This window comes from Bradyrhizobium sp. S69 (assembly GCF_009766005.1).
Lineage (GTDB): Bacteria > Pseudomonadota > Alphaproteobacteria > Rhizobiales > Xanthobacteraceae > Bradyrhizobium.
Window position 1 is genome coordinate 29,160 of sequence record NZ_LMUK01000043.1, and the last position, 25,534, is coordinate 54,693.

21 protein-coding genes and 1 pseudogene are annotated in these 25,534 nt (G+C 62.7%); 17 read left to right on the top strand and 5 right to left on the bottom strand.

Annotated elements, in window-relative coordinates; genetic code table 11:
* Positions 1–269 precede the first annotated feature (269 nt).
* Both GSQ88_RS22600 and GSQ88_RS22605 read left to right on the top strand, forming a co-directional pair.
* A complete protein-coding gene (locus tag GSQ88_RS22600; protein ID WP_159009984.1) occupies positions 270–548 on the top strand; it encodes a DUF4951 domain-containing protein in 279 nt (92 codons plus the stop codon).
* Positions 549–855: 307 nt separating this feature from the next.
* Complete coding sequence (locus tag GSQ88_RS22605; RefSeq protein WP_159009985.1) at positions 856–1,392, top strand: hypothetical protein; 537 nt, start codon at positions 856–858, stop codon at positions 1,390–1,392.
* A 68-nt stretch (positions 1,393–1,460) separates the two neighbouring features.
* Here GSQ88_RS22605 and GSQ88_RS22610 read toward each other — a convergent pair whose 3' ends face one another.
* Positions 1,461–1,820, bottom strand: a complete 360-nt coding sequence (locus GSQ88_RS22610; RefSeq protein WP_159009986.1) for a DUF1496 domain-containing protein — start codon at positions 1,818–1,820, stop codon at positions 1,461–1,463.
* A 376-nt stretch (positions 1,821–2,196) separates the two neighbouring features.
* On the opposite strand from GSQ88_RS22610, the gene GSQ88_RS35775 reads away from it, so the two are divergent.
* From GSQ88_RS35775 to GSQ88_RS22640, 6 genes and pseudogenes are all read left to right on the top strand, one after another.
* Complete coding sequence (locus GSQ88_RS35775; protein WP_246784985.1) at positions 2,197–4,485, top strand: caspase family protein; 2,289 nt, start codon at positions 2,197–2,199, stop codon at positions 4,483–4,485.
* Positions 4,486–4,520: 35 nt separating this feature from the next.
* Positions 4,521–5,024, top strand: coding sequence for a hypothetical protein (locus tag GSQ88_RS22620; RefSeq protein ID WP_159009987.1), 504 nt, complete (start codon positions 4,521–4,523; stop codon positions 5,022–5,024).
* 222 nt (positions 5,025–5,246) lie between these two features.
* Complete coding sequence (locus GSQ88_RS22625) at positions 5,247–5,948, top strand: phosphatidylserine decarboxylase (protein WP_159009988.1); 702 nt, start codon at positions 5,247–5,249, stop codon at positions 5,946–5,948.
* 82 nt (positions 5,949–6,030) lie between these two features.
* Positions 6,031–6,909 (top strand): CDP-diacylglycerol--serine O-phosphatidyltransferase, encoded by an 879-nt coding sequence (gene pssA / locus GSQ88_RS22630; RefSeq protein ID WP_159009989.1) that lies wholly within the window; start codon positions 6,031–6,033, stop codon positions 6,907–6,909.
* A 162-nt stretch (positions 6,910–7,071) separates the two neighbouring features.
* A complete protein-coding gene (locus GSQ88_RS22635) occupies positions 7,072–7,791 on the top strand; it encodes an RraA family protein (RefSeq protein ID WP_159009990.1) in 720 nt (239 codons plus the stop codon).
* Between the two features lie 22 nt (positions 7,792–7,813).
* Positions 7,814–8,635, top strand: a pseudogene (locus tag GSQ88_RS22640) (SDR family NAD(P)-dependent oxidoreductase).
* A gap of 156 nt (positions 8,636–8,791) precedes the next feature.
* On the opposite strand, the gene GSQ88_RS22645 reads toward GSQ88_RS22640, so the two are convergent.
* Genes GSQ88_RS22645 through GSQ88_RS22660 form a run of 4 tightly spaced genes read right to left on the bottom strand, consistent with a single transcriptional unit; the run spans position 8,792 to position 13,519 of the window.
* On the bottom strand, positions 8,792–9,946 hold the full coding sequence (locus tag GSQ88_RS22645; RefSeq protein ID WP_502706761.1) for an ABC transporter substrate-binding protein: 1,155 nt from the start codon (positions 9,944–9,946) through the stop codon (positions 8,792–8,794).
* Between the two features lie 44 nt (positions 9,947–9,990).
* Complete coding sequence (locus tag GSQ88_RS22650) at positions 9,991–10,716, bottom strand: ABC transporter ATP-binding protein (RefSeq protein ID WP_159009991.1); 726 nt, start codon at positions 10,714–10,716, stop codon at positions 9,991–9,993.
* Positions 10,713–12,485, bottom strand: coding sequence for a branched-chain amino acid ABC transporter ATP-binding protein/permease (locus GSQ88_RS22655; RefSeq protein ID WP_159009992.1), 1,773 nt, complete (start codon positions 12,483–12,485; stop codon positions 10,713–10,715). Before GSQ88_RS22655 ends, GSQ88_RS22650 begins: the two co-directional genes overlap by 4 nt.
* Entirely contained in the window at positions 12,482–13,519 is a 1,038-nt protein-coding gene (locus GSQ88_RS22660; RefSeq protein ID WP_159009993.1) for a branched-chain amino acid ABC transporter permease, read from the bottom strand. The genes GSQ88_RS22655 and GSQ88_RS22660 overlap by 4 nt, the downstream gene beginning before the upstream one ends.
* 416 nt (positions 13,520–13,935) lie before the next feature.
* Between GSQ88_RS22660 and GSQ88_RS22665 the strand changes: the two genes are divergently transcribed.
* From GSQ88_RS22665 to GSQ88_RS22710, 9 genes are all read left to right on the top strand, one after another.
* Positions 13,936–15,291 (top strand): substrate-binding protein, encoded by a 1,356-nt coding sequence (locus tag GSQ88_RS22665; RefSeq protein WP_159009994.1) that lies wholly within the window; start codon positions 13,936–13,938, stop codon positions 15,289–15,291.
* Between the two features lie 136 nt (positions 15,292–15,427).
* Positions 15,428–16,303 carry a branched-chain amino acid ABC transporter permease gene (locus tag GSQ88_RS22670; protein WP_159009995.1) on the top strand — a complete coding sequence of 292 codons (876 nt, stop codon included), beginning with the start codon at positions 15,428–15,430 and terminating at the stop codon, positions 16,301–16,303.
* 13 nt (positions 16,304–16,316) lie between these two features.
* Positions 16,317–18,173 (top strand): branched-chain amino acid ABC transporter ATP-binding protein/permease, encoded by a 1,857-nt coding sequence (locus GSQ88_RS22675; protein ID WP_159009996.1) that lies wholly within the window; start codon positions 16,317–16,319, stop codon positions 18,171–18,173.
* Positions 18,170–18,868 carry an ABC transporter ATP-binding protein gene (locus tag GSQ88_RS22680; RefSeq protein ID WP_159009997.1) on the top strand — a complete coding sequence of 233 codons (699 nt, stop codon included), beginning with the start codon at positions 18,170–18,172 and terminating at the stop codon, positions 18,866–18,868. Before GSQ88_RS22675 ends, GSQ88_RS22680 begins: the two co-directional genes overlap by 4 nt.
* Positions 18,869–19,204: 336 nt before the next feature.
* Positions 19,205–19,978 carry a motility protein A gene (locus GSQ88_RS22690; RefSeq protein ID WP_159009998.1) on the top strand — a complete coding sequence of 258 codons (774 nt, stop codon included), beginning with the start codon at positions 19,205–19,207 and terminating at the stop codon, positions 19,976–19,978.
* Between the two features lie 30 nt (positions 19,979–20,008).
* Complete coding sequence (locus GSQ88_RS22695; protein WP_159009999.1) at positions 20,009–20,839, top strand: OmpA/MotB family protein; 831 nt, start codon at positions 20,009–20,011, stop codon at positions 20,837–20,839.
* A gap of 195 nt (positions 20,840–21,034) precedes the next feature.
* Positions 21,035–22,933, top strand: coding sequence for a potassium transporter Kup (locus tag GSQ88_RS22700; protein ID WP_159010000.1), 1,899 nt, complete (start codon positions 21,035–21,037; stop codon positions 22,931–22,933).
* A gap of 199 nt (positions 22,934–23,132) precedes the next feature.
* The gene (locus GSQ88_RS22705; RefSeq protein ID WP_159010001.1) at positions 23,133–25,064 is read left to right on the top strand and encodes a potassium transporter Kup; all 1,932 of its coding nucleotides are present in this window, start codon (positions 23,133–23,135) and stop codon (positions 25,062–25,064) included.
* Between the two features lie 133 nt (positions 25,065–25,197).
* Positions 25,198–25,527: a rhodanese-like domain-containing protein gene (locus tag GSQ88_RS22710; RefSeq protein ID WP_159010002.1), complete on the top strand. Its 330-nt coding sequence runs from the start codon at positions 25,198–25,200 to the stop codon at positions 25,525–25,527.
* Positions 25,528–25,534 lie beyond the last annotated feature (7 nt).

Genomic DNA, 25,534 nt, shown 5'->3' on the forward strand with positions numbered 1-25,534 from the left:
TCCCCAAGAAGCGTGCTTCTTAGGAATTTGACACCTGCCATTGGGGCGTCAGGACCACACGACTTCGCCGTCCGCATCACGCGCTGTTCGTCAAAAGCGCATCCGCGTCCACCGCTCCCCGCCCCAACGTCAGTGACGATGGCCAACGTCCCCTCATCTCGGGACAGGATGGCAAAGAATAAGCAGGTGATTTGGGTCAAGAGTCAAGGACAATTTCTGAAAATCAGAAATGCCGTGGAGGTGTGAAGGGATAAACACGGCAAATCAGATTGAAGCGCTTCAACAAATTCGATTTTGCGCGCACCGCTACTTTGCCAGACGGGATGACAGCTGCGCAATTTGGGCAACTCGCCGGATTTTCTAAAGGACCAGCAGCATCGAGTCTGGCGTCCACTGAGGCTAGTGCCGAAGTGATAGCGGCCCTTCAATCAAGCGGTGTGACAGAGCAGGCTATCAGTGCGGCCCAGCAATTTTACGAGCAAGTTGCAAATGCAAATCCTCAAAATCTGTCTGCAATTCAGCGCTCAGCCCTGCTTGCAAACATCTGAAGGCATACAAATGAACACGGGGCGGATGTCGCGCTGAGGTGTCCGTGGATGGCAGGGATCGAACGCCCAAATTCCGTTAGCGAGGGCAATCCATTCGCCCGCTAGCATCACCGAGCTGGCTCAGACACATGCAGACACAATCGGGTGTCAGGCCTGCTCTTCCGAGCGCCCAAGGCGATTTTTGTTTCAAGGCCATTTCTGTCGTTGGCGCAGGAAGTGCCGACCGCCTTGAACAATGTCCGTTTTGAGGGCTTATTTGCTCACGCTGGGTTTTTCCTGGCTTTCGATGAACTTGGGCGAGGGGTCGATGCAGACGATCAGGTTTCTTCTCTTGTCGGGTACTTTAGTGGCCATTTGCGCCTCATCGGCCACAGCGGCCGCGCCCGAGAATTTACGCAACAAGACATTCACCGTGTCCTGGAGCGAAGAGCATAACCAAAGCCGCGATGGGGGTGAATTCCGGGACGTTTCCGTGCCGTACCTGTGGACGATGTATGTCAGTTCGGCCGGCAGGGGTTTCACCCGATTGCATGCCGGCGGGGGACGCGGGGCTGGCACCCACGAGAGCGTCGGAAAAGGGGGCTCGTCGTTTGGCGGTGGGGAGCACGCCGCCACCTTCACCAGTTCGGGTATCGTGGTGAGAGCCAATTTCGGAGAAGCCGCGCGGCAGATCAGTATCGCCGTGACGGGATCAGGATGTTCTGCCCAGATCGTGGTCGGCAAGACGCCTGGCGTCGAGGTGGCCAAGTTTACCCGCACGGATGGGCGACACTTCGAGATCCGTTCGCTAAGCGCGGGCGCGGCCAGTTGTCAGCTGCAGGAAGGGAACGCGTTTGCCAATTGAACGCGACTATCTCGCTTCCCGCATCGAACTCTTGAAGCGTGCAGGCGCGAGAATCAAGCCGGCTGGCCTCATTCGCAATACTGGTTGCCATTGAACGTGAAGCACTTCGCGGGCCCCTCGGCTACCGGATGGTCTTTGCGAAGAATGGCGTGTCGCCTGTGGGTGTGCGTGCGTAGCGGGTCATCGAGCGTCATCGCCATCGTGCACCGCTCCCTCAGGTCTCCATCGAGAACGGGTTTCCACGTCGCGTGGCTCCCCTCGACAGCGCATGTCAACATCAGGGATTTCTGGACGCAGATGTAGGCCCCGTCGCTGAACGACCTGCTGTTATAAATACACATCGGGCCAGGGCCGACTTTCTCCGCCGAGGCGGCCGCCGATCCCAGGCAACCGATGCAGGTGAAGATCCATCCAAGATGCCGGATCATCGATGCGGTCCTCCAAATGACCAACCCGGGGAGGGGGCGAGGAAAATAGAGCACTTGCAGCATATTCCGAAGGCCGCGGTCCGTGCCGTCGGAAGCAAACATTGGCGCGTCCCGTCAGCAACAAGCTTGAGCCGACAGTTCTGCTGGCGACTGTGAGTTATCTCACTTACAAGGTTTCGGGAACTGCTACCTGCATTTGAAAGCTTCGATCACCTCGCCCGACAACTTGCCGGCTGGAGTTTTGCTTGGTATGGCTCAACGATACTGTTGTTGGGGGCCTTTGATGCGGTCCGCGCTGCTGTTTTTGACGGCATTTTTGTTCTGTGCTTCCGCAGACGCCGCGCTGGCCGACAAACGGGTCGCGCTGGTCATTGGGATGTCCAAATACCAGCAGGTACCTAAGCTGACTAATCCGTCTCGCGACGCCGACGCTGTGGCTGCGCTTTTCAAGAATGCCGGCTTTGACGTCATCGATAGCGAACGCGATCTGGGCATCGCCGACCTGCGCCGCGCCATACGTAGATTCTCCGAGACGTCGCGCGATGCGGACATCGCCGTGGTTTATTACGCCGGCCATGGCATCGAGGTAGACGGCACGAATTACCTGATCCCGGCGGACGCCAAACTCACCAGCGATTTCGACATCGAGGACGAGACGATTTCGCTCGACCGGATATTGAAGGCGCTGGAGTCGGCCAAGCGGCTTAAGCTCGTCATCCTCGATGCCTGCCGCGACAACCCGTTCTCGACGACCATGAAGCGCAGCGTCGCCAGCCGCTCGATCGGGCGCGGCCTTGCCAAGATCGAACCGGCAATGTCGGACACACTGGTCGCGTTCGCTGCCAAGGCCGGCGCCGTCGCCAGTGATGGTGACGGCGAAAACAGCCCGTTCGCGACCGCTTTGGTCAAATACATCACCGAACCCGGGCTCGACCTGCGATTGGCCTTCGGCCGCGTTCGCGACGATGTCCTGAAGAACACCTCGAACCGCCAGGAGCCATTCGTTTATGGCTCGCTGGGCGGCGAAACCATGGCGCTGGTGCCCGCCGCGAGCAAGCCGGTCGATGCGGAAGCACAGGCGCGGGTCGACTATGAGCTGGCCGCTCAGGTGGGCACCAAGCAGGCCTGGGACTCCTTTCTCAGAGGTCACGCCACCGGTTATTATTCAAATCTCGCCCGCGCGCAGAATGACAAGCTGACGTCCGCACAACAGACCCGCGCCAAGGCCGATGACGCGCGCCGCGACGCCGAGGCACAGGCCGAGCAGAAGGCTGTCGAACTTCGCCGGCAGCTTGAAGAGCAGAGTGTGCGCCAGACCGCCGAGGTCAAACAAAAATTATCCGAGCAAGCCAAAAAGGATCTCGAAGCCGCGCGACGTCAGCTTGCGGAACAGGCGAAAAAGGAACTGGACGACGCCAGGCGCCAGGTGGAGATCGCACAGCGGCAGGCCGAAGCGGCCCGGCAGCAAGTCGAGGACACCAAACGCCAGGCGATCGCAGACGCCCAGCGTCAAGTTGAACAGGCGAAGGTTGCAGCCAAGGCCGATGAAGCGCGTCGCGACGCGGAGGAACAGGCCGCGCAGAAGGCTGTCGAACTTCGCCGGCAACTTGAAGAGCAGAGTGTGCGCCAGACCGCCGAGGTCAAACAAAAATTATCCGAGCAAGCCAAAAAGGATTTCGAAGACGCACGACGTCAGCTTGCGGAACAGGCGAAAAAGGAATTGGACGACGCCAGGCTCCAGGTCGAGATCGCACAGCGGCAGGCCGACGCGGCCCGGCGGCAAGTCGAGGACACCAAACGCCAGGCGATCGCGGACGCCCAGCGTCAGGCTGAAGAGGCGAAGGTTGCGGCCAAGACCGATGAAGCGCGCCGCGACGCCGAGGAACAGGCCGCGCAGAAGACTGTCGAACTTCGCCGGCAGCTTGAAGAGCAGAGTTTGCGTCAGACCGCCGAGGTCAAACAAAAATTATCCGAGCAAGCCAAAAAGGATCTCGAAGACGCGCGACGTCAGCTTGCGGAACAGGCGAAAAAGGAACTGGACGACGCCAGGCGCCAGGTGGAGATCGCACAGCAGCAGGCCGACGCGGCCCGGCAGCAAGTCGAGGACACCAAACGCCAGGCGATCGCAGACGCCCAGCGTCAGGTTGAAGAGGCGAAGGTTGCAGCCAGAGCCGATGCCGAGAAGGTGGCGTCGCTGGATCCCAGCCAGGCAATTCAACCGCCCCCTGCGCCCGCCGCACATATGGATCAGGCCGATATCATACGCCTGCTACAGGCCCATCTGAAACGGGTCGGTTGCGATGCCGCAGAAGCCACCGGAACCTGGGACGACGGCTCCAGGAAGGCACTCGATCTCTTCAACAAGAACGCGCAGACAGCGTTCGACGTCAAGCTGGCCAGCCTCGATGCCCTGGATGCCGTCCGCAGCAAGCCCGATCGCGTGTGTCCGCTGGTTTGCGGAAAGGGACAACGCGCGGATGGCGATCGCTGCGTTCAGATCGGTTGCGCCGGCGGCTTCTTTTTAAACTCCAGCGGGGCCTGTGAGAAACGCCAGGAACCGGCCCCGAAAGCGCGGACCGCGGCGAAGGACCCTGCGCCTCGCCGATCCGCCCCGTCCGGCGGCGGAAAGTGCTTCGCATTCAATGGCAAAAGTTATTGCGAATGACTGATTTTGCGACTTCTTGGAGTTGGAGACTCGATATGAAATTCTACTTGGCGCTTGGCATGGCGTTTTTTATTGCCGCGCCGTCATTTGCTGCCGGAGCCCCCGCTCAGCTCCTCGGCAGGACAGTCAACGTTTCGTTCAACATGGGCGGCTCGGCAAGGACTGAAAGCGGCCGCGTCGTATCGGCGACCAGGCGTGTCACACAAGTTATCTATGTCAGCTCAGCCGGCCGGATTTTCTCGCGGGCGGCCCAGAGCGCGCAGACAGGTTCTGTTGTCCAGGAACGGGCACCGGGCGAAACGTTGTGGCACTTTGCAAACGGCAGACTGATCTTTCAAAGAAGAACTGTCAGCGGCGCATTCATGGGGCAAATCACCTTTGGTTCAAGTTTCCAGACTTGCGACGTATCTGGAATCATCGGCCACGAAGGTGGGAAGCCAATTCTCTGGAAGGGCTTGAACGGAGAGACATTTGAGTCTGTCGGGCCATTGTCGATCTCTGACGGAACATGCTCCGTGTCAACCGGGAACGGGCTCTAAGCTTTCGCGAGGAGAATCCCGGAAAATCATTCCAAGATCAGGGGTTTCGCCTCCTAGGGTTCTGGAATAATGAAGGGCTGCGTGACATCGGCGGTATCGCGGTATCCTCTCAACGATACTTGAAAACGATACTTGCCGCTCGCGCGCACCCTGTCCCGGCACGCCGCTTGGCGGCGCGCCACCCTCTCCCACAAGGGGGGAGGGAGAGCGAAGTGAAACCTGATGTCCATTGGCCATTCGATCCGCGCGCAGATTCCGCCCATTCATCGTGAAGGCTATCCGTTCATCGGTGGCTTTGCGCTGGCGAGCCTCATTCTGTTCTGGATCTGGACGCCGCTCGGCTGGATCGGCACGGTGCTGACGATCTGGTGCGCGCTGTTCTTTCGCGATCCAGTCCGGGTCACGCCGGTGCGGGAAGGCATCGTGGTGGCGCCGGCCGACGGCCGCGTTTCGATGATCGGGCAGGTGGTGCCGCCGGCCGAGCTTGGTCTCGGCGACCGGCCGCTGCCGCGGATATCGATCTTCATGAGCGTGTTCAACTGCCACGTGAACCGCAGTCCGGTGGCGGGGCGGATCGATCGGATCGCCTATCGGCCGGGCACCTTCATCAACGCCGAACTCGACAAAGCGAGCGAAGACAATGAGCGCAATTCGCTGGTGATCTCGACGCCGAACAACGGCCGCATCGGCGTGATCCAGATCGCAGGCCTGGTGGCGCGCCGGATCGTGTCGTTTGTTCGCGAAGGCCAGCAGCTCGGCGCCGGCGAGCGATTCGGCCTGATCCGGTTCGGCTCGCGGCTCGACGTCTATCTGCCCGAGGGAACCACGGCGCTGGTCTCGGAAGGCCAGACCGCGGTGGCCGGCGAGACGATTCTGGCCGATTTCAGGCTCAGCGACTCGGGGCGGATTTTTCGGGCGGATTAACCATCGGCGCGCTCCGCTTCGCCCGCTTCCCGCCACAATGGCGGGGCGGCCCGGCATTTGCTATATTGCGCTGATGATGCAGATGCCTGCCGATCCCAGAAATCCCGAATTGCGCCGTCGCCGGTTTCGCCCGATCCCGGTGCGGATGCTGGTGCCCAACGTCATCACGCTGCTGGCGATCTGCGCCGGGCTGACGGCGATCCGGCTGTCCACCGAAGGACGGATGGAATTGGCGGTGGCCGCGATCGTGTTCGCCGCGGTGCTCGACGGCCTCGACGGCCGGGTGGCGCGCATGATCAAGGGCCAGTCGAAATTCGGCGCCGAGCTCGACAGTCTGGCGGATTTCGTCAATTTCGGCGTCGCTCCCGGATTGATCCTGTATTTCTGGCAGCTGCATGAGCTCGGCAATGGCGGCTGGATCGCGGCGATGGTGTTCGCGATCTCGGGCGGCTTGCGGCTTGCGCGCTTCAACGCCACCATGGACGATCCCGACAAACCGCCGTTTGCCGCGAATTATTTCACCGGCGTTCCGGCGCCGCTCGGCGCGATCACGGTGTTGCTGCCGATCTATCTGGCGTTCCTGACGATCCCAAAGCCTCCGGCGGTCGTGACCGCGTTCTACACGCTCCTGATCGCGTTCCTGATGGTGTCGCGGCTGCCGGTGTTTTCCGGCAAGACCGTGCGGATGCGGGTGCCACCGGAAATGGTGCTGCCGGTTTTCGTCTCGGTGATTTTCTTCATCGCGCTTCTGGTCGGCTATCCCTGGCACATTCTGTCGGCCTGCACGGTGCTGTATCTGCTGAGCCTGCCGGTGGGATGGAAATCCTACCGCGACCATGAGCGCCGGGCCGCCGCACAAGCCGCGATGCCGGCCGCTGTCGCTCCGGCAAATCCCACCGCGCCCTTTGCGACGCCGGCGCCCGGGCCGGACCCGGACGATCGGCCGGCACGCCTGAACTGAACGGCCTGGCTGATATCCGAGGGATCACCGCCAAATAGCAGCCATGAGCGATTGCCGAGTTGGGTCCGTTCCCAATCTCGGCTATAGCGCTGGCGTGGGCGGCCTTAACAAAATCGGCCGCGCCTTGAAAATACTGCCCTACGAAAATCAGGAGAGAACGCCGTGACGAATTCCGCATCCGCGCCGCTGCCCGCTTCCTTGCTTGAGGCGTTGGGTCGCTATGACACGCCGACGATCTGCAACGCGATGGAGGTCGTGGCGCCGGAGCGCCGGCTGATCGGCTACACCACCAAGCCGCTGGTTTGCCCGTTTCCCGATCTGCCGCCGATGGTCGGTTATGCGCGCACGGTGACGATCCGCTCGGTGCTGAAATCCGACCTCCCGGCCGCTGAACAGTCGAAGCGGCGGATCGAATATTACGAATATATGGGCACCGGCCACGGGCCGCGGATCACCGTCATTCAGGACATCGACGGTCCCGATGTCGGTTACGGCGCGTTCTGGGGCGAAGTGCAGAGCAACGTCCACAAGGCGCTGGGCTGTCTCGGCGTCATCACCGACGGATCGATCCGCGACATTCCGCAATGGGCGCCGGGGTTTCAGGCGCTGGCTGGCTCGATCGGGCCGTCGCATGCATGGGTTCACGCCGAGAATTTCGGCGGCGAAGTCCGCGTCGCCGGCATGACCGTGCGCAATGACGATCTGATTCACGCCGATAGCCACGGCGCTATCGTGATTCCGCATGATATCGCCGCGAAGATTCCCGATGCGGCCGAGCTCTGCGGTCGGCGCGAGACCCCGATCCTGGAAATCGCGCGCAGCCCCGATTTCACGCTCGAGAAGCTGAAGGCGGCGCTGAAGAAGTCGGCCGAGATTCATTGATGTAAGTGAGGGGAGCACCGTGATGAAGATGGACGGCAAGACAGTCTTGATCACGGGCTCGACCGACGGCGTCGGCCGCTATGTCGCCGCCCAGCTAGCAGCCGCCGGCGCCAAGGTATTGATCCACGGCCGCGACTAGGCGCGCGCGAAAAACCTTGCCGACGAGATTCGCCGGCAAGGGCACGCCGAGCCGACGTTCTACCTCGCGGATTTGTCGTCGCTGGCCGGAACCCGGCAACTCGCGGAATCGGTTCTTGCCGATCACAAGCGGATCGATGTCTTCATCAGCAATGCCGGGATCGGTTCGCGCACGCTGGGCGCCGAGCGCCAGACCAGCGCGGACGGCCACGAGTTGCGCTTCGCGGTGAATTACCTCTCGGGCTTCCTGCTGGCGTATCTGTTGCTGCCCGTGATCAAGGCGAGCGCGCCGTCGCGGATCGTCAATGTCGCGTCGCTCGGCCAGCACCCGATCGATTTCGACGACGTGATGATCACCAGGGGTTACAATGGCGGGCGAGCTTATTCGCAGAGCAAGCTCTCGCAGATCATGTTCACCATCGATCTGGCCCATGAGCTGAAGGGATCTGGCGTCACGGTCAATTCCCTGCACCCGGCCACCTACATGAATACCACGATGGTGCGGCAAGGCGGCATCACGCCGATCTCGACGGTGGAGCAGGGCGGCGCGGCGATCCTGCATCTGGCGGCCGGCGACGACATGGCCGGCCGAAGCGGGTTGTTCTTCAACGGCATGTACGAAGCGCAGGCCAACCCGCAGGCGTATGATGTGACAGCGCGCAAAAAGTTGCGCGCGCTGAGCCTGGAGCTGACGGGGCTGGGTTAGTGGGGGCATACTATTCGTCATGGCCGGGCATAGCCGTCCGAAGGACGGCGTCGCTTCCGCTCGCCTATGCCCGGCCATCCACGTCTTCCTTTTTGGACGCGCTGCAAAGACGTGGATGCCCGGCACAAGGCCGGGCATGACGACCTATGTCGTTACTCACTTCACCAAATGAAACCCGCCGTCCTTGACCATGATCACGAACGCCGAACGCTCGTCGTAGCCGTTGTGATTGTCCGGCGTCATGTTGGAGAGGCCGTTGTTGAGCGCGAGGTCTTTTGTCTTTTCGATCTCGCTGCGCAGCGCGGCGCGAAATTCCTCTGTGCCGGGTTTGGCGACCTTCAGCGCGGCCGGAATGGCGTGCTCGACCAGCGTCATCGAATCCCAGAGATGGGCGCCAAAGATCGAGGGCGTGGCTCCGCCGTTGGCGGCCTTGTAGGCGTCGATGAAATTCGCCGTGGTCTTGCGGAACGGACTGTCGGCGGGCAGGTCGTTCACCACCGTAAAGGCTTCGCCGGTGAAGATCGCGCCGTCGACATCCTTGCCGCCGAGCTTGATGAACTCTTCGGTCGCAACGCCGTGGGTCTGGAAAATCGGCCCCTTGTAGCCGCGTTCGCGCAGCGCCTTCTGCGGCAGCACGGCCGGCGTGCCGGCGGATGCCACGAACACCGCGTCGGGCTTGCTGGCGATGATCTTGAGCACCTGTCCGGTCACGCTGGCGTCGCTGCGCGCATAGACTTCGTGGCCGGTCAGCGTGATGCCGAGCTTGGGCGCGGTCTCGCTCAACACCTTGTAATAGCCCTCGCCATAGGCATCGGACACGCCGATATAGCCCAGCGTCTTGAGGCCCCATGAGGCGATAAATTTGAGGATCGCATTGGCCATGATGTCGTCGTTCGGGACGACCTTGAATACCCATTTCTTCTTCTCGTCCATCGGCGTCACCAGGATCGCGGCGGCGGCGAGCGAGAGCAGCGGCGTCTTGGATTCAGCGGCGATATCGATCAGCGGCAGGCTGACCGGGGTCAGCGAGGAGCCGATCAGCACGTCGACCTTTTCTTCCGCGATCAGCTTGCGGGCGTTCTGGGCGCCCTTGGTCGGGTCCGATTCATCGTCGAGCGCAAAATAAGTGATCTTCTGCCCGGCGATCTCTTTCGGCAATGCCGCGACCGTCTTGGTCTGCGGCTGGCCGAGCGCTGCGCCCGGTCCGGAGCCGCTCATGGTGATGCCGACCTTGATCTGCGCCTGCGCGCTGCCGGCGCCCAACACGACGGTTGCCAGCGCGATCATCCAGCCTTTATGATTTCCCAGCATGACGTCTCCCTCCGGTGTGTTTGTTGATTTGATTGGTCGCCAGTCTAGTACTCATTGCCGCCGAGGCCGAGATAACTTTCGACCAGTCGGGGGTCCGCGGCGATTTGCTGCGGCGAGCCCTGCGTGGTGATGGCGCCGAGCTCCATCACATAGGCGTAGTCGGCGACTTCAAGGGCCGCGCGCGCGTTCTGTTCGACCAGCAGGATTGAAACGCCGGTCTGGCGCAGGTCGGTCAGGATATGAAAGACGTCGCGGACGATGCGCGGCGCCAGCCCGAGGCTGGGCTCGTCCAGCATCAACAGCACCGGCCGCGCCATCAGCGCGCGGCCCATCGCCAGCATCTGGCGCTCGCCACCCGATAGCGTGCCCGCCAGTTGCTGCCGCCGCTCTTTCAGTCGCGGCAAACGAACAAAAATCTGCTCCAGGGTTTCTTTACGCTCGGCGCGGGATCGCCGGAAGCCGCCGAGCAGCAGATTGTCCTCGACCGGCATGTCGGCGAACAGTTCGCGGCGTTCCGGCACCAGACAGAGGCCGGACTGCACGCGGCTCTCCAGCGCGACCGCGCTGACATCATTGCCGCGGAATCCGATGCCGCCTCTGGCCTTCAACAACCCCATGATGGCGTTGAGCAGCGTGGTCTTGCCGGCGCCGTTGGAGCCGATCACGGTGACCAGCGCGCCCGCCGTCACGGCGATCGAGACATCATGCACCACCTCGGCACGGCCGTAGGAAACGCAGAGGTTGCGGACATCCAATAGCGGCGCGGTCACGACACGCCTCCGAGATAGGCCTCGAGCACCGCGGGGTGCTGCCTGATGTCGGCGGGGATTCCTTCGGCGATCCGGGTACCGAAATCGAGCACCACCAGCCGGTCGGCGAGACTCATGACGAAATCCATGTCGTGCTCGACCAGGAGCACGCTGAGCCCCTCGCTGCGGACTTCGCGCAATAATCGCGCCAGCGCTTTCTTTTCACCGACGCGCAATCCGGCGGCGGGCTCATCAAGCAACAGCAACACCGGATGGAGGCACAGCGCGCGGGCGACCTCGACCAGTCGTAACTGGCCGAGCGCGAGCGTGCCGGCCGGCTTGAACGCGACATCGGCGAGGCCAACGCGGTCGAGCTGGCGCTTGGCGTTGGCAAACAACAACGCCTCCTCGGCGCGATCGAGGCGCAATATCGCGCGCAGCGGGCCGGCACGGCCGAGCAGATGCGCGCCGAGCGCGACGTTCTCGATCACGCTCATGTCGGCGACGATTTCGACGTGCTGAAAGGTACGACCCAAACCAAGGGCTGCGGCGCGTTGCGGGGTCTGCGTCCGCAGCGCGTGACCCTCGAACTGGATCTGGCCGGAGCTTAGGGGCAGCACGCCGGTGATCAGATTGAAGGTCGTGCTTTTGCCGGCGCCGTTCGGGCCGATCAGTCCGATGATGCGGCCGCTCTGGACGTCGAAATTGACGTCGTTGACGGCAACGAGGCCGCCGAAAACCTTTCTTGCATCCTGTACCTGCAACAGCGCCGTTCCCGGCGCGGGCAGGGTCCGCTCCGGCGTCGTCTTGCCGCCGCGCGGCGTTGGCGGGGCTGGCGGCGGCGGCGGTCCAAACAGAATAGGCCACACGCCGCTGGAGGCAGTTTGCAGGATTAGCACCAGCACGGCGCCGAAGGCGATGGTTTCGTAATTGCCGGTATTGCCGATCAGCCAGGGCAGGAAATTCTGCAACTGGTCGCGCAGAAACGTGATTCCGGCAGCGCCCAGGATCGCGCCGTACACCCGTCCGGCGCCGCCCAACACCGCCATCAGGAGATATTCGGTGCCGGTGGTGATGCCGAACGGGCCGGGCGATACCGAGCGCTGAAAATGCGCGTAGAGCCAGCCGGCGAGGCCCGCGAGCATCGCGGCATAGACGAACACCATCAGCTTGGCGGCGGCGGTGTTGACCCCGAATGCCTCCGCGGCGCGGGTGCTGCGCCGGAGCGCGCGGATGGCGCGGCCGATGCGGCCTCCGAGCAGGTTTTGGGTGGCGATCACCGCCATTACGACCGCGATCCAGACCACGACGAAATAGTCGCGCGGATCGATCAGCGGATGGGTGCCGAGGCGCAGCGGCGGGATGCCGGCCAGCCCGTCATGGGCGCCGAGCCAGTCGAGGTTACCGAACAGATAGAAAAACGCGATGCCCCAGGCGATGGTGCCGAGCGGCAGATAGTGACCGGACAGCCGAACCGTGATCGCGCCGATCAGGCCGGCCACCGCCATGGTCACGATCAGCGAAGCCGGCAGCGTCAGCCATGGCGAGATGCCGAATCGCGTGGTCAAGACTGCGGTGGTGTAGGCGCCGAAGCCGACAAAGGCCGCCTGTCCGAACGACGTCATGCCGCCGACGCCGGTCAACAGCACGAGACCGATCGCGACCAAGCTGGAAATGCCGATATAATTGAACAGCGTGATCCAGTAATCCGGCAATAGCCCCGTAAAGGGCGCGACCAGGATCGCGAGCGCACAGATCGCGGGAATGATGGGACCGCGCGAAAATTTCATTCGGTTTCCTCGGCATGCGGCGCATAGACCGAACGCCAGGCCAGAACCGGAATGATCAAGGTGAACACCAGCACTTCCTTGAAGTTGCTGGCCCAGAACGAAAACAGGGCTTCGGCAAATCCGACGCCGAGCGCTGCCAGCACCGTCAGCGGATAGCTGACGAGGCCGCCGAGGATCGCGGCGACAAAGGCCTTCAATCCGATCAGGAAGCCCGAATCATAAAACACCGTCATCAGCGGGCCGATCAGCACGCCGGAGACGGCGCCGAGCAGGGCTGCCAGGGCGAAGGCGATTTGCCCCGCGGCGGATGTCGGAATGCCAACCAGCCGCGCGCCCACGCGGTTAGACGAACAGGCCCGCAGCGCCTTGCCCAGCAGCGTGCGGCCGAAAAACAGCGCGAACAGCACCAGCAAAACCGCGGTAACGATCAGGACCGCGATGCTTTGGCCGGATATCACGAGATCGCCGAGCGAAAATGACGCCGACGATAACGGCGTGGTGCCGGAGCCTTCGGGGCCGAAAAACAACAGGCCCAATCCGGTCAGTGAAAAATGCACGCCGAACGCCGCCATCAGCAGCACCAGCACGCTGGAATGGGCGATCGGCTCGAAGGCGATGCGGTAGATCATCGGCCCCATCGGGGTGATCAGCGCGATCGCCAGCAGAATGTTGACGGCTTGCCCGAGTTTCATCGGCGCTAGCGTTCGCGTCAGCAGCAGCAGGGCCACCGGCAGCGCCAGGTCGAACAGCGCGATCCTGGCCACGCGCCGCCAGCTCAATTCGGATACGTGGCGCACGATTTCGGAGGCCGCCGCCAGGCCGCCCAGCGCCAGCAACAGCCACGGCGTTGCGGGAACGTTGCCGTTTTCAAGTGCCGCGATGGTCAGCGCGGTGAACGCCACGAACTCGCCCTGGGGCACCAGGATGACCCGCGTCACCGCGAACACCAGCACGGTGGCGATCGCAACCAGGGCGTAGACCGCACCGTTGATGATGCCGTCCTGCAGCAGGAATAGGAAAATGGTGCCGTCCACGCCCGTTCGATCCCCCAAGAGCGCATTTTCCGGGAAGGTGAATGGCCCGGCGCGCTGACGATTTTTTAATTGCAGCCAAATTCACCAACCGCCGGCTTAATTCAAGCGGATAGTTCGGCCCCTGCGGCGCGACGGATCGTCCGGGCATGGCTGCTTCAGCCGGCGGTCGCTCGCCGCTCACCCCGCGATGCACAATATGCGGGCAAGTGTCTCATGAAATGAGGTACTTCGCCCGCGGAGCGGCCGCCGCTGTGCGACGAAAGTGACATTGACAGGGCGACATCCCCTGAAGCGATATGCCTGCCGAGCAAGCCCGCATTCGCGCCCCATCAACGAGGGCCGCCGCGTCGGCGCTGCATCATCTGAACGTCCGGCTATCGTCGGATGCGTCACAATAAATATTGGGAGGATCGGTCATGAAAAAAACTATCGCCGGACAGGATTCCGGCCTCGTGGTTTCTCGTCGCAAGCTGTTGCAGTCGGCGGCTGGCTTAGCCGGAGGCGCGATGCTCCCCGCGGGCATGGCATTGCCGGCCTTCGCCGACGACAAACCGGCGATCGGGACCTATCCCGCCGGTTCGTCCGGCTCCTCGGTTTTCATCGGTATCACCGTGCCGCGCACCGGTACCTATGCGGTGCAGGGCGAGGACGAGCTCAAGGGCTATGAACTCGCGATCGAGCACATCAACAGCGGCCACGAGCTGATCAAGAAGATCTCGCCTAAGACCACCAAGGGCGTGCTCGGTAAGGAATTGAAGTATGGCGTCGCGGATTCCGCCGCCAAGCCGAACGAAGCGGTGCAGGCGCAGCAGCGCTTCATCAGCGAGAACAAGGCGATGATGATCACCGGCGGCACTTCGAGCGCCGTGGCGGTCGCCCTGAACAAGCTAGCGCAGCGCGAAAAGGTGCTGTTCGTGTGCGGCATCTCCGGCTCCAACGATACCACCGGCAAGGATTGCGTGCGCTACGGCTTCCGCCAGAGCTTCTACGGCCAGACCGCGGCGGCCGCGATCAGCCCGACGCTGATCAAGACCTTCGGCAAGAACATGAAGGTCGCTTACCTGACGCCGGACTATACCTACGGTCACACCGTCACCAAGTCGATGCAGGACAATACGGCTGCGGCCGGCTGGACCACCGTGACGAACCAGGTATCGCCGCTGGGCGCGCCCGACTTCTCGTCCTATCTGCTCAACGTCGCCAATTCGGGCGCCGATCTCTTGATCAACGTCAATTGGGGCCACGACGCCGTGCTGTCGATCCAGCAGGCCAAGCAGTTCGGCGTGCTCGACAAGATGAAGCTGATCGTGCCTTACCAGGTACCGTTCCTGGCCCGCGAAACCGGCGGCCTGATGCAGGGCGTTTACTCGGCGACCGACTATTGGTGGGCCATCGAGGACAAATATCCGCTCGCCAAGCTGTTCAACGAGGCGTTCGAGAAGAAGTATGGCTACAAGCCGGAGTGGGGCGCGGCGAACTCCTATGTCAGCTTCGCGCATTGGGCGCGCATGGTCGAAGAGACCGGCAGCTTCTATCCGCCTGACGTGATCAAGACCTACGAGAAGGAAGAGGTCATTCCCTCGCTCGTCGGTGACGTGCATTACCGCAAGGAAGATCACCAGTGCGTGCGCCCCGTCATCCTGGTCAAGGGCAAGCTGGAAAAGGACATGAAGGGCAAGGAAGATTATTACGACGTGCTCGACATCGTTCCCGGCGAAGGCCTGATGCAGAAGCCGGACGCCTTCGGCTGCCAGCTCGGCGACTACACCTGAGCGATATCTGAAGTTTGGCGCCGCGGGGCACTTCCTGCGGCGCCATTTTTAGGTTAGGCACGGGCTAAGATGGCACTGATGCCTTCCTCCGCCGTACAACCACATTGCCTTCAAGCGGGTCCTGCGATCGTCTTTCATGATTAATTGGCCGAATTTCATTTCGCAGGTTTTCAACGGTCTGGCGCTCGGTGCTTTGTTGGCGCTGATCAGCTCCGGGCTGACCATCATCTATGGCACGCTCGGGGTGCTCAACCTCGCGCACGGCGCGATGTTCATGCTGGGCGGCTACGCCGGCTATGTCGCCTTCCAATATACCGGGTCGTTCATCGTCGCGGTGATCGCCGGCTCCTTGTTCGTGATGATCGTGGGCGTGGTGATGGAGCGCGTCATCATCCGGCATTTCTACCACCGCCCGCACGAGGACCAGCTTCTGGTCACGTTCGGGCTCGGCATCTGCTTCGTCGAACTGGTGCGGCTGGTGTTCTCCAGCGACTCGAAATTGGTGCCGCCGCCGCCGCTGTTCCAGGGCATCACCTCGCTCGGATTCATGTTCTATCCGACCTATCGGCTCGCGGTGGTCGGCATTGTCGCGGCCGCGCTCGGTGCCCTGTTCGTCGTGCTCTACCGCACCCGGCTCGGCATGATCGTGCGCGCCGGCATCGAAGATTCGGTGATGGTCGACTCGCTCGGCATCAACGTCTACCGCGTCTTCATGATCGTATTCGGTATCGGCGCGATGGCGGCCGGCTTTGCCGGCATCGTCAACGCGCCGGTGGTCTCGCTGACGCCGGGTGTCGGCGACGACATCCTGGTCGAAACCTTCGTGGTGGTGGTGATCGGCGGCGTTGGATCGTTTCCGGGCGCCATTCTCGGCGGCCTGATCGCCGGGGAGATCATCAGCATCACCTCGATGTTTAATCCCGGCTACGCCTACGTCATGCTGTTCGCGGCCATGGTGCTGGTGCTGGTGGTCCGGCCGCATGGCCTGCTCGGCACGCAGGGCCGCGAATGAACGTGGTCATCTGATGCTCAAGCAACGTCCTTTCCTGATCGAGACATTGACGGCGATCGGCCTCGTGATTGCGCCGTTCGTGCTGCCGCATCTCGGCTTTGCCCCCAACACCGTGAACCGGATCCTGGTCTGGGGCCTGTTCGGCCTCGGCTTCGATATCCTGTTCGGCTTCACCGGGCTGCTGTCGTTCGGCCAGTCGGCCTTCTACGGCACCGGCGGCTTCGTCGCGGCCTATCTGTTGACCCGCGCCGGATTTCCCAATGTGGTGCTGGCGCTGATCATCGGCATGATCGCGGCCGCGGCGGTCGGCTATCTGGTCGGACTGATCGCGCTGCGGCGCACCGGCATTTACTTCTCGATGATTACGGTGGCGATCGCGGAGGTGTTCTTTTTCGTCGAGTTCAATCCGTTGTCGGCCTGGACCGGCGGCGAGAATGGCTTGCCGGGCGTGCCGACGCCGAGCTTCGATCTCGGCTTCGTCAATATCCACTTCACCACCGGCTGGTCGCTCTATCAATTCCTCGCGCTGTGCTACTTCATCGGCGTCGTGATCGCGCTACGCATCGTGCGCTCGCCGGTCGGCGCGGTCCTGAGCGCGATCCGCGACAATCCGCTGCGGGCTACCGCCGTCGGCCACAACATCCACGCCTACAAACTCACGGCATTCGTGATCGCGGCGGCCTATGCCGGGTTTGCCGGCGGTCTGCTCGGCGTATTGCAGGCATTCATGCCGCCGGACGCGTTCACCTTCGATACCTCAGGGCAATTGGTGATGCAGACCGCGATCGGCGGTCGCGGCACCTTGTTCGGCCCGCTGGTCGGCGCCGCGATCTGGCTGTTCCTGCAAGACTTCCTGCAGGCGGCCCTCGGACTGGGCGCGGCCTGGAAGCTGGTGCTCGGCGTGATCTTCGTGCTGCTGGTGTGCTTCCTGCGCCGCGGCATTATCGGCGGCCTGGAAGATCTCTATGGCCGGTTGACCGGCAAGAGTGCCAAGCATGCCGAGCCGGAGGAATCCTCGCCCGTCCCGGTGGCCGATGCCGCAGAAGTCATGGCAGCGCTGGTCGCGGACACACCGAAGCCATCGTCGGTTCGCGACGGCCGTACCGGTCCGATCCTGCAAGCCACCGGCCTGACCAAGCGTTACGGCGGCCTGGTCGCCAACAGCGACATCGATTTTACGGTCAACTATGGCGAGTTGCGCGGCATCATCGGTCCCAACGGCGCCGGCAAATCGACCTTCTTCAAGATGCTGACCTGCGAAGTTCACCCCACCTCGGGCACGATCCTATTCGAGGGGCGGGACATCACCGGCACCAGCGTCACCGACGTTTGCCAGCACGGCCTGACCAAGAGCTATCAGGTCAACCAGTTGTTCACCGGACTGACGGTGCGCGAGAACGTCGTGATCGCGGCCTTGGCCAAATTGCGCGGCAAATTCCGGCTCGATCTGTTCCGCAGCGTCGACAGCATCCCGGGATTGACCGAACTGGTGAAACGCACGCTGGAACTGGTCAACCTGTCGTCGCGGCCCGATACGCCGGTATCGGAGCTCGCTTATGGCGAGAAGCGCCGGCTGGAAATCGGATTGGCGCTCGCGACGTCGCCGAGCCTGTTGTTGCTGGACGAGCCGCTGGCCGGCATGAGCCCGCGCGAGCGGGTCGAAACGGTCAAGCTTTTGAAGTCGATCAGCCGGGATCGCACCATGATCATCATCGATCACGACATGGATGCGCTGTTCGAGCTGGCCGAACGCGTCACCGTGCTGCAGGAGGGCCGCGTCCTGGTCGAGGGCACGCCCGACGAAATCAAGAACAGCACCGCGGTGCAGGAAGCCTATCTGGGCGGCGTGCATGGAGTGCTCGACGCATGAGCTTGCTCGAGGTCAACGGCCTGAACAGCTATTACGGGGATTCCCATATCCTGTTCGACATCTCGCTGCGGGTCGAGCGCAACGAGGTCGTGGCGCTGCTCGGCCGCAACGGCGCCGGCAAGAGCACGACGCTGAAGAGCCTGATGGGCGTGGTGACGCCGCGCGCGGGCACCGTGATGTTCGACGGGGTCAATATCGCCGGGCGCAAGAGTCACGCCATCGCGCAAGCCGGCATGCAGCTCGTGCACGAAGATCGCCGGATTTTCGGCAGCCTCAATGTCGAGGAAAATCTCATCATCGCCGGCTTGACGGCCCCCAAGCGCTGGCCGCTCGACCGCGTCTACGAGATGTTTCCGCGGCTCAAGGAGCGGCGCGGCAACCGCGGCACCGATTTGTCCGGCGGCGAGCAGCAGATGCTGGCGATCGCGCGCGCGCTGGTGCGCGATCCCAAGATCATCCTGCTCGATGAACCCTTCGAAGGGCTGGCGCCGATCATCGTGCGCGACCTGATGAAGGCGTGCAGCGATCTCGCGGCGGCCGGCCAGACCATCGTGCTGGTCGAGCAAAATCTGGCAGCGACGCTGTCGCTGGCCCAGCGCATCTACATCGTCAACAACGGCCATATCGTTCACGAAGGCCCGGCGCAGGAAATCAAGGCGCAGCCGGAAGTCCTGCAACGCTATCTCGGCGTCTAGCGGCTAGAGCCTTTTCCGTTCCGATGGAATCGGAACGGGGCTCTAGTCTTTTGTCTTGACGCGTTTTCTTGACGCGAACCGGTGCCCACGGAGCCTGTCATCGGGCGCGCATTCGCGCGACCCGTTGGCTCGAAAACGCTCCAAGCGACGCGACCTCGGCCGTCCGTTCGATCGCCGTGTCGCGATTCTCAGTCATTTGTTAACCAATTGTTATGCCTACCAAATTCGGTAACGCGTCTTTAATGGCGCGACCGTAGGGTCATTTCACGCGGCTCGGACTGGGCCGCGCTTCCGTCCAGGATGGCCGGAAACTCGCGTACGCGTTGGAGTCTCCCCATGGATATCATGACGTTGGTTGGGCTGGTGTGCGGCGTCGCCGTCATCACCATCATCATGCTGTTGGGCGGCAATCTGGAGATGTTCTGGAGCGAGCACGCGGTCATCATCATCTTCGGCGGATCGATTGCCGCCACCATGATCCGCTTTCCGCTGATGGCGATCATGCATGGCCTGCCGCTCGGCGCCAAGTTCGCCTTCACCATGAGCCGGCTGTCGGCGCGCGACCTGGTCGACGAACTGGCGCGTATCGCCGAGATCGCCCGCAAACAGGGGCCGGTCGGGCTGGAAAAAGTCGAGACCGACGAGCCGTTCCTCGCCAAGGGAATCCGCTATGTCGCCGACGGCTACGATCTCGAATTCATCCGCGACAATCTCGAGCGCGATCGCGACAATTTCCTGATGCATCTGGACGAAGGCGGCAAGATCTACCGCGCCATCGGCGACTGCGCACCGGCGTTCGGTATGGTCGGCACCCTGATCGGCATGGTGCAGATGTTCGCCAACATGACCGACCCGTCGAAACTCGGCCCGTTCATGGCGACCGCGTTGCTGGCGACGCTGTACGGCGCGCTGGTCTCCAACCTGTTCTGTCTGCCGCTCGCCGACAAGCTGCACGGCAAGCTGCTCGACGAGGAGACCAACCGCACGCTGATCATCGATGGCATCCTGATGATCCGCGATTCCAAGAGCCCGGCGCTGGTGCGGGAAATGCTGCTGGCCTATCTGCCGGAAAAACACCGCCACGAAGAAGCCGAGCCGGTCCCGGCGTAAGGCGACCGCTCCCGGTCCGGAACAACCACCATGGCCAAGAAGAAACGTGGCGACGCGCACGGAGGAGGGCACGGCTGGTTCGTGACTTTCGCCGACCTGATGGGCCTGATGATGAGCTTCTTCGTGATGCTCGTCGCGTTTTCCACCATGGACAACAACAAGCTCAAGATCGTCGCCGGTTCGATGCGGGATGCCTTCGGCGTGCAGACCGACAAGCGCTATTCCGGCATCGTCGAGTCCGACGGCCTGCCGACGCGACCGAAGCTGAAGAATGTCGCGCACATCAATCCCGAGGAATCGTCCAATACGCCGACCCCGGATCAGAACGAGGAAGCCAAGGTCTCCGGCGCCAAGCTCAAGATAGATCGCGAGTTCGCGCTGGCCTCGGCTTCGTTGCGCCAGGCCTTGCAGGACATGCCGGAACTGACCGAGATTTCGAAGCACATCATGTTCGAGGAGACCAATGAGGGTCTCAATCTGGAAATCGTCGATCAGGATGGTCGCTCGATGTTCGCCGACGGCTCCAAGGTGCCGTATGATCGCACCCGCCGGCTGATCGAGAAGCTTGCCGCGCCGCTCAAGGCGACGCCGCTGCGCATCTCGATCGTCGGTCATACCGCCTCGGGCTTCGTGCCGTCGCAAAGCGATTACGGCGCATTCGATCTCTCGGCCGATCGCGCCAACGCGGTTCGCCAGATTCTGGAGCACGAAGGGCTGCCGCCGTCCCATATCTTCGCGGTTTCGGGCAAGGCGGACACCCAGCCGCTGTTTCCCGACGATCCTTCGCTGTCCTCGAACCGCCGCGTGACTATCACGCTGATGCGCGAGGATCCGGCGCTGCCGCCGAACCTGCAGCCATAATCCACCGCGTTACTATAATACCGTGTATTATTCGGCGGGGAGTGGCTCCGGCGTCACGTCGGGCACGGCCGACGGTGCTATAGCGTTTTCAAGCCAACGGGTCGCGCGAATGCGCGCCCGATCGGTCGGCGGGTTTCCAGCACGCGTTGATGGCCGGACCGGATCAAATCAATCGATAGGGCGTTTTCCCGCGCAATGGCCGTCAGCGTTACATCAGCGGAAGCTCAGGAAGGGTCGATCACGACCGGCTATTGGGCCCTGACGCTCGGAAGCGTCGGCGTGGTCTTTGGCGACATCGGGACGTCGCCGCTGTATGCCTTTCGCGAGGCCGTCGGCGCGGCGGCGCAAGGCCAGCCGATCACGCGGGCCATCGTGCTCGGCGTTCTCTCGCTGATCCTGTGGGCGCTTTTCGTCGTGGTCACGGCGAAATACGTGCTGCTGCTGCTGCGGGCCGACAATAACGGCGAGGGCGGCACGCTTTCGCTGATGGCGCTGGGTCAACGCGCACTGGGGCGGCGAAGCTGGCCGTTGCTGGCGCTCGGGGTGATCGGCGCCTCGATGTTTATCGGCGATTCCATGATCACGCCGGCCATTTCGGTGCTGTCCGCGGTCGAAGGCCTCAAGCTCGCGGCACCGGAGCTGGAGCATTACGTGGTGCCGCTGACGGTCTTCATCCTGGTGGTGCTGTTCTCCGTTCAGCGCATCGGCACCGCGCGGGTGGCATCGGCGTTCGGGCCGGTGATGATCGCATGGTTCGCCTGCCTCGCAATCATGGGTGTCGTCCATATCAGCGACGATCCATCGGTGCTGGCCGCGATCAATCCGTTGTATGGAATAGAGTTCCTATTGTCGCACGGGACGATCGGAATGGTGACGCTGGGCGCGGTATTCCTCGCGGTTACCGGCGGCGAAGCGCTCTATGCCGATCTGGGTCATTTCGGACGCAAGCCGATCCAGACCGCATGGGTTTATTTCGTGCTGCCCTCGCTGATGATCAACTATTTCGGCCAGGGTGCGCTGGTGCTGTCCAATCCGGCCGCGATCGAGAACTCGTTTTACCGGATGGTGCCGGAAATATTGCTATTGCCGCTGGTCGTATTGGCGACCGCCGCGACCGTCATTGCGAGCCAGGCGGTGATCACCGGCGCCTATTCGCTGACCCAGCAAGCGGTGCAGCTCGGTCTGCTGCCGCGCCTGGAGGTTCGCTACACATCGGAGACGCATGCCGGGCAGATCTACCTGCCGCGCGTCAACCGGCTGCTGCTGATCGGCGTGTTGCTGCTGGTGCTGCTGTTCCGCACCTCGAGCGGGCTCGCCTCCGCCTACGGCATCGCCGTCTCCACCACCATGGTGGCCGACGGCATCATGGGCTTTGTGGTGATCTGGAAACTGTGGAATTGGCGCGCCGCCACGGCGGCCGCCGTGATCGTTCCGTTCGTCGTCGTCGATACCACGTTCTTCAGCGCCAATTTGCTCAAGCTGTTCGAGGGCGCCTGGGTGCCGCTGTTGTTTGGCCTCGCGATGGCGATCACGATCTGGACCTGGCGCAGGGGCGCTGCGATCCTGATCGCCAAGACCCGGCGCACCGAAGTCCCGCTCCGGGAGCTGATCAAGAGCCTCGAAAAGCGTCCGCCGCATATCGTGAAGGGCACCGCGGTGTTTCTGACCAGCGATCCCAATTTCGTCCCCACCGCGCTGTTGCATAATCTCAAGCACAACAAGGTGCTTCACGAACACAACGTGATCCTGACCATCGAAACCGCGCAGACCCCGCGCGTCGATCTGGTCGATCGGGTGCGGATGGAAACCATCAGCGATAAATTTGCCACCGTCCGGCTGCGTTTCGGCTTTATGGAATCTCCGAATGTGCCGAAGGCGCTGGTGATCGCGCGCAAGCTCGGCTGGCAGTTCGATATCATGGCGACATCGTTCTTCGTGTCGCGGCGCTCGCTGAAGCCGTCGGCGCAGTCGGGAATGCCGCAGTGGCAGGATCATTTGTTTATCGCGCTGAGCCGCCAGGCCAACGACGCAACCGACTACTTCCAAATTCCGACCGGCCGGGTGGTTGAGGTGGGGACTCAGGTGACTATCTAAGCGGGTCACCGTTTGAACGGCTCGCTCACGATTTGAATTTGAGCCTCAACCCAGACTGTGATCTAAGTTGCAACTGAAGAGTTATGCGTTTTTGCATGGCGCGGGCCCAAAATCAGGGTAGGCCATGCTCTAAACGCAGGGCTATAAGCCGCGTCGCTTTGCTATTGTGCAGTGAAGCATTTTTGAGGCCGCCATTCCCATGACCACCGATATTGCAGTCCCCGCCTCGGAAACGACGGCGGCCAACGGTCATGGCAGCGCCCACTCCACCGCCGGCTTCAAGGCGCTGATGCTGGGCAGTATCGGCGTCGTCTATGGCGACATCGGCACCAGCCCGCTCTACGCGCTGCGCGAGGCCGTGATCGCCGCCTCCGGCTCTGGCCCCACCGCCGTCGTCGACCCCCAGGCCGTGCTTGGCGTGGTCTCGCTGATCCTGTGGGCGCTGATCGTGGTGGTGACGCTGAAATATGTGGTGATCCTGCTGCGCGCGGACAATCATGGCGAGGGCGGCACGCTGGCGCTGATGGCGTTGGCGCAGCGCGCGGTCAGCCATGGCGCCGGCGCGATCGTGCTGTTGGGCATCATCAGCGGCGCGCTGTTCTATGGCGATGCGGTGATCACGCCGGCGCTCTCGGTGCTTTCGGCGATCGAAGGCATCAAGCTCGTCACCTCGACCTTCGATCCCTATGTCGTGCCGCTGACCGTCGTCATCCTGTTCGCGTTGTTCGCGGTACAGTCGCGCGGCACGGCAAAGGTCGCGGCGTTCTTCGGGCCGATCATGACGGTGTGGTTCGCCGTGATCGCGATCGCGGCGATCAACCCGATCCTGCGGCATCCCGAAGTATTGTTCGCGCTCAATCCCGTGCATGCCGTTGCCTTCATGCTGCATCACGGCATCATCGGGTTCGTGACGCTTGGCGCGGTGTTCCTCGCGGTCACCGGCGCCGAGGCGCTCTACGCTGATCTTGGGCATTTCGGCAAACGTCCGATCCAGACCGCCTGGCTTTTCATCGTGCTGCCGTCGCTGGCGCTGAACTATCTGGGGCAGGGCGCGCTGTTGATCGGCGATCCGCATGCGGTCGAGAACCCGTTCTTCCTGATGTTTCCGGACTGGGCCTTGCTGCCGATGGTGTGTCTGGCCACGGCGGCGACGGTTATCGCCAGCCAGGCCGTGATCACCGGCGCCTATTCGCTGACCCGTCAGGCCATCCAGCTCGGCCTGTTGCCGAGATTTGAGATCCGCCACACCTCGGAAGCCCATTCCGGCCAGATCTATATTCCGCGCATCAACATGCTGCTGCTGGTCGCGGTCACCTTGCTGGTGCTGATGTTCCGCTCGTCGAGCGCGCTGGCGTCGGCCTACGGCATCTCGGTGACGGGCACCATGGTGGTGACGGCGATGATGGGTTTCGTCGTGATCTGGCGGGTCTGGAAATGGTCGCCGATCGCCGCCGCCGCGCTGATCGCGCCGTTCCTGTTCCTCGATTTGACCTTCCTTGCCGCCAATCTCCTGAAGGTGCTCGAGGGCGGCTGGGTGCCGTTGGCGCTGGGCGCGGTGGTGATGCTCTTGATGTACACGTGGCGGCGCGGCAGCCGGCTGCTGTTCGAAAAATCGCGCAAGCTGGAGTTTCCGCTGGCCGACCTGGTGGCGATGCTGGAGAAGCGGCCGCCGCAGCGGGTGTCCGGCACTGCCGTGTTCCTGACCAGCGATCCCGCCTCGGCGCCGACCGCGCTGATGCACAGCCTGAAGCACTACAAGGTGCTGCACGAAAAGAACGTCATCCTCACCATCGAGACCGCGCCGACGCCGCGGATCGACCCGTCGGAACGGGTGCGGATGGAGGAGATCAGCGCCACCTTCTCCCGCGTCACGCTGCGGTTCGGCTTCATGGAATCGCCGAACGTGCCGAAGACGCTGGCGATCGCCCGCAAGCTCGGCTGGCATTTCGACATCATGTCGACGTCGTTCTTCCTGTCGCGCCGCGCGCTGAAGCCGGCCGCGCATTCGGGCATGCCGCGCTGGCAGGATCATTTGTTCATCGCGCTGAGCCGCACCGCCAACGACGCCACCGACTATTTCCAGATTCCGACCGGACGGGTGGTGGAAGTGGGAACGCAGGTCACGGTTTAGCGTCGCCCGAGCATGCCCAAACTGCTGTTCTAGCGCTTGATTTTCACCGCGCGAGAGGCGACTTTGGCCGCCGAAACAGGGCGGTCGGCGCGGTCGATTGGCCCCACAGAAATGGATCGTTGGGAGGACTAGCGTGGCGGATCATCAGGTGCACGACTTAACGCCGGACGAGGTGTCGAAGGGCATCGCCGAGGGACGATATTTTCTGGTCGACGTTCGCGAACCGAACGAAGTTGCTGCCGAGGCCTATCCGGACGGCGTGGTTGTTCCGTTGTCGAGCTTCGATCCCTCGGATATTCCCGATCCGCAGGGCAAGCAGGTTGTGTTCGCCTGCCGCTCCGGCAAGCGCTCGGTGACGGCGTCGCTGGCGGCGCAGGCCGCGGGCCTGCCCTACGACAAGCATCTGGCCGGTGGCGTCCTGGGCTGGAAGGCCGCGGGATTGCCGACCAAGAGCGGTGGCTGATCGCTCC

Bases quoted from the DNA above. Each gene is read 5' to 3' on its own strand.
- GSQ88_RS22605 (WP_159009985.1), top strand. From the start codon at position 856: ATGCAGACGATCAGGTTTCTTCTCTTGTCGGGTACTTTAGTGGCCATT.
- GSQ88_RS22610 (WP_159009986.1), bottom strand. From the start codon at position 1,820: ATGATCCGGCATCTTGGATGGATCTTCACCTGCATCGGTTGCCTGGGA.
- GSQ88_RS35775 (WP_246784985.1), top strand. From the start codon at position 2,197: ATGTCCAAATACCAGCAGGTACCTAAGCTGACTAATCCGTCTCGCGAC.
- GSQ88_RS22620 (WP_159009987.1), top strand. From the start codon at position 4,521: ATGAAATTCTACTTGGCGCTTGGCATGGCGTTTTTTATTGCCGCGCCG.
- GSQ88_RS22625 (WP_159009988.1), top strand. From the start codon at position 5,247: ATGTCCATTGGCCATTCGATCCGCGCGCAGATTCCGCCCATTCATCGT.
- pssA (WP_159009989.1), top strand. From the start codon at position 6,031: ATGCCTGCCGATCCCAGAAATCCCGAATTGCGCCGTCGCCGGTTTCGC.
- GSQ88_RS22645 (WP_502706761.1), bottom strand. From the start codon at position 9,946: ATGCTGGGAAATCATAAAGGCTGGATGATCGCGCTGGCAACCGTCGTG.
- GSQ88_RS22655 (WP_159009992.1), bottom strand. From the start codon at position 12,485: ATGAAATTTTCGCGCGGTCCCATCATTCCCGCGATCTGTGCGCTCGCG.
- GSQ88_RS22665 (WP_159009994.1), top strand. From the start codon at position 13,936: ATGAAAAAAACTATCGCCGGACAGGATTCCGGCCTCGTGGTTTCTCGT.
- GSQ88_RS22670 (WP_159009995.1), top strand. From the start codon at position 15,428: ATGATTAATTGGCCGAATTTCATTTCGCAGGTTTTCAACGGTCTGGCG.
- GSQ88_RS22675 (WP_159009996.1), top strand. From the start codon at position 16,317: ATGCTCAAGCAACGTCCTTTCCTGATCGAGACATTGACGGCGATCGGC.
- GSQ88_RS22680 (WP_159009997.1), top strand. From the start codon at position 18,170: ATGAGCTTGCTCGAGGTCAACGGCCTGAACAGCTATTACGGGGATTCC.
- GSQ88_RS22690 (WP_159009998.1), top strand. From the start codon at position 19,205: ATGGATATCATGACGTTGGTTGGGCTGGTGTGCGGCGTCGCCGTCATC.
- GSQ88_RS22695 (WP_159009999.1), top strand. From the start codon at position 20,009: ATGGCCAAGAAGAAACGTGGCGACGCGCACGGAGGAGGGCACGGCTGG.
- GSQ88_RS22700 (WP_159010000.1), top strand. From the start codon at position 21,035: ATGGCCGTCAGCGTTACATCAGCGGAAGCTCAGGAAGGGTCGATCACG.
- GSQ88_RS22705 (WP_159010001.1), top strand. From the start codon at position 23,133: ATGACCACCGATATTGCAGTCCCCGCCTCGGAAACGACGGCGGCCAAC.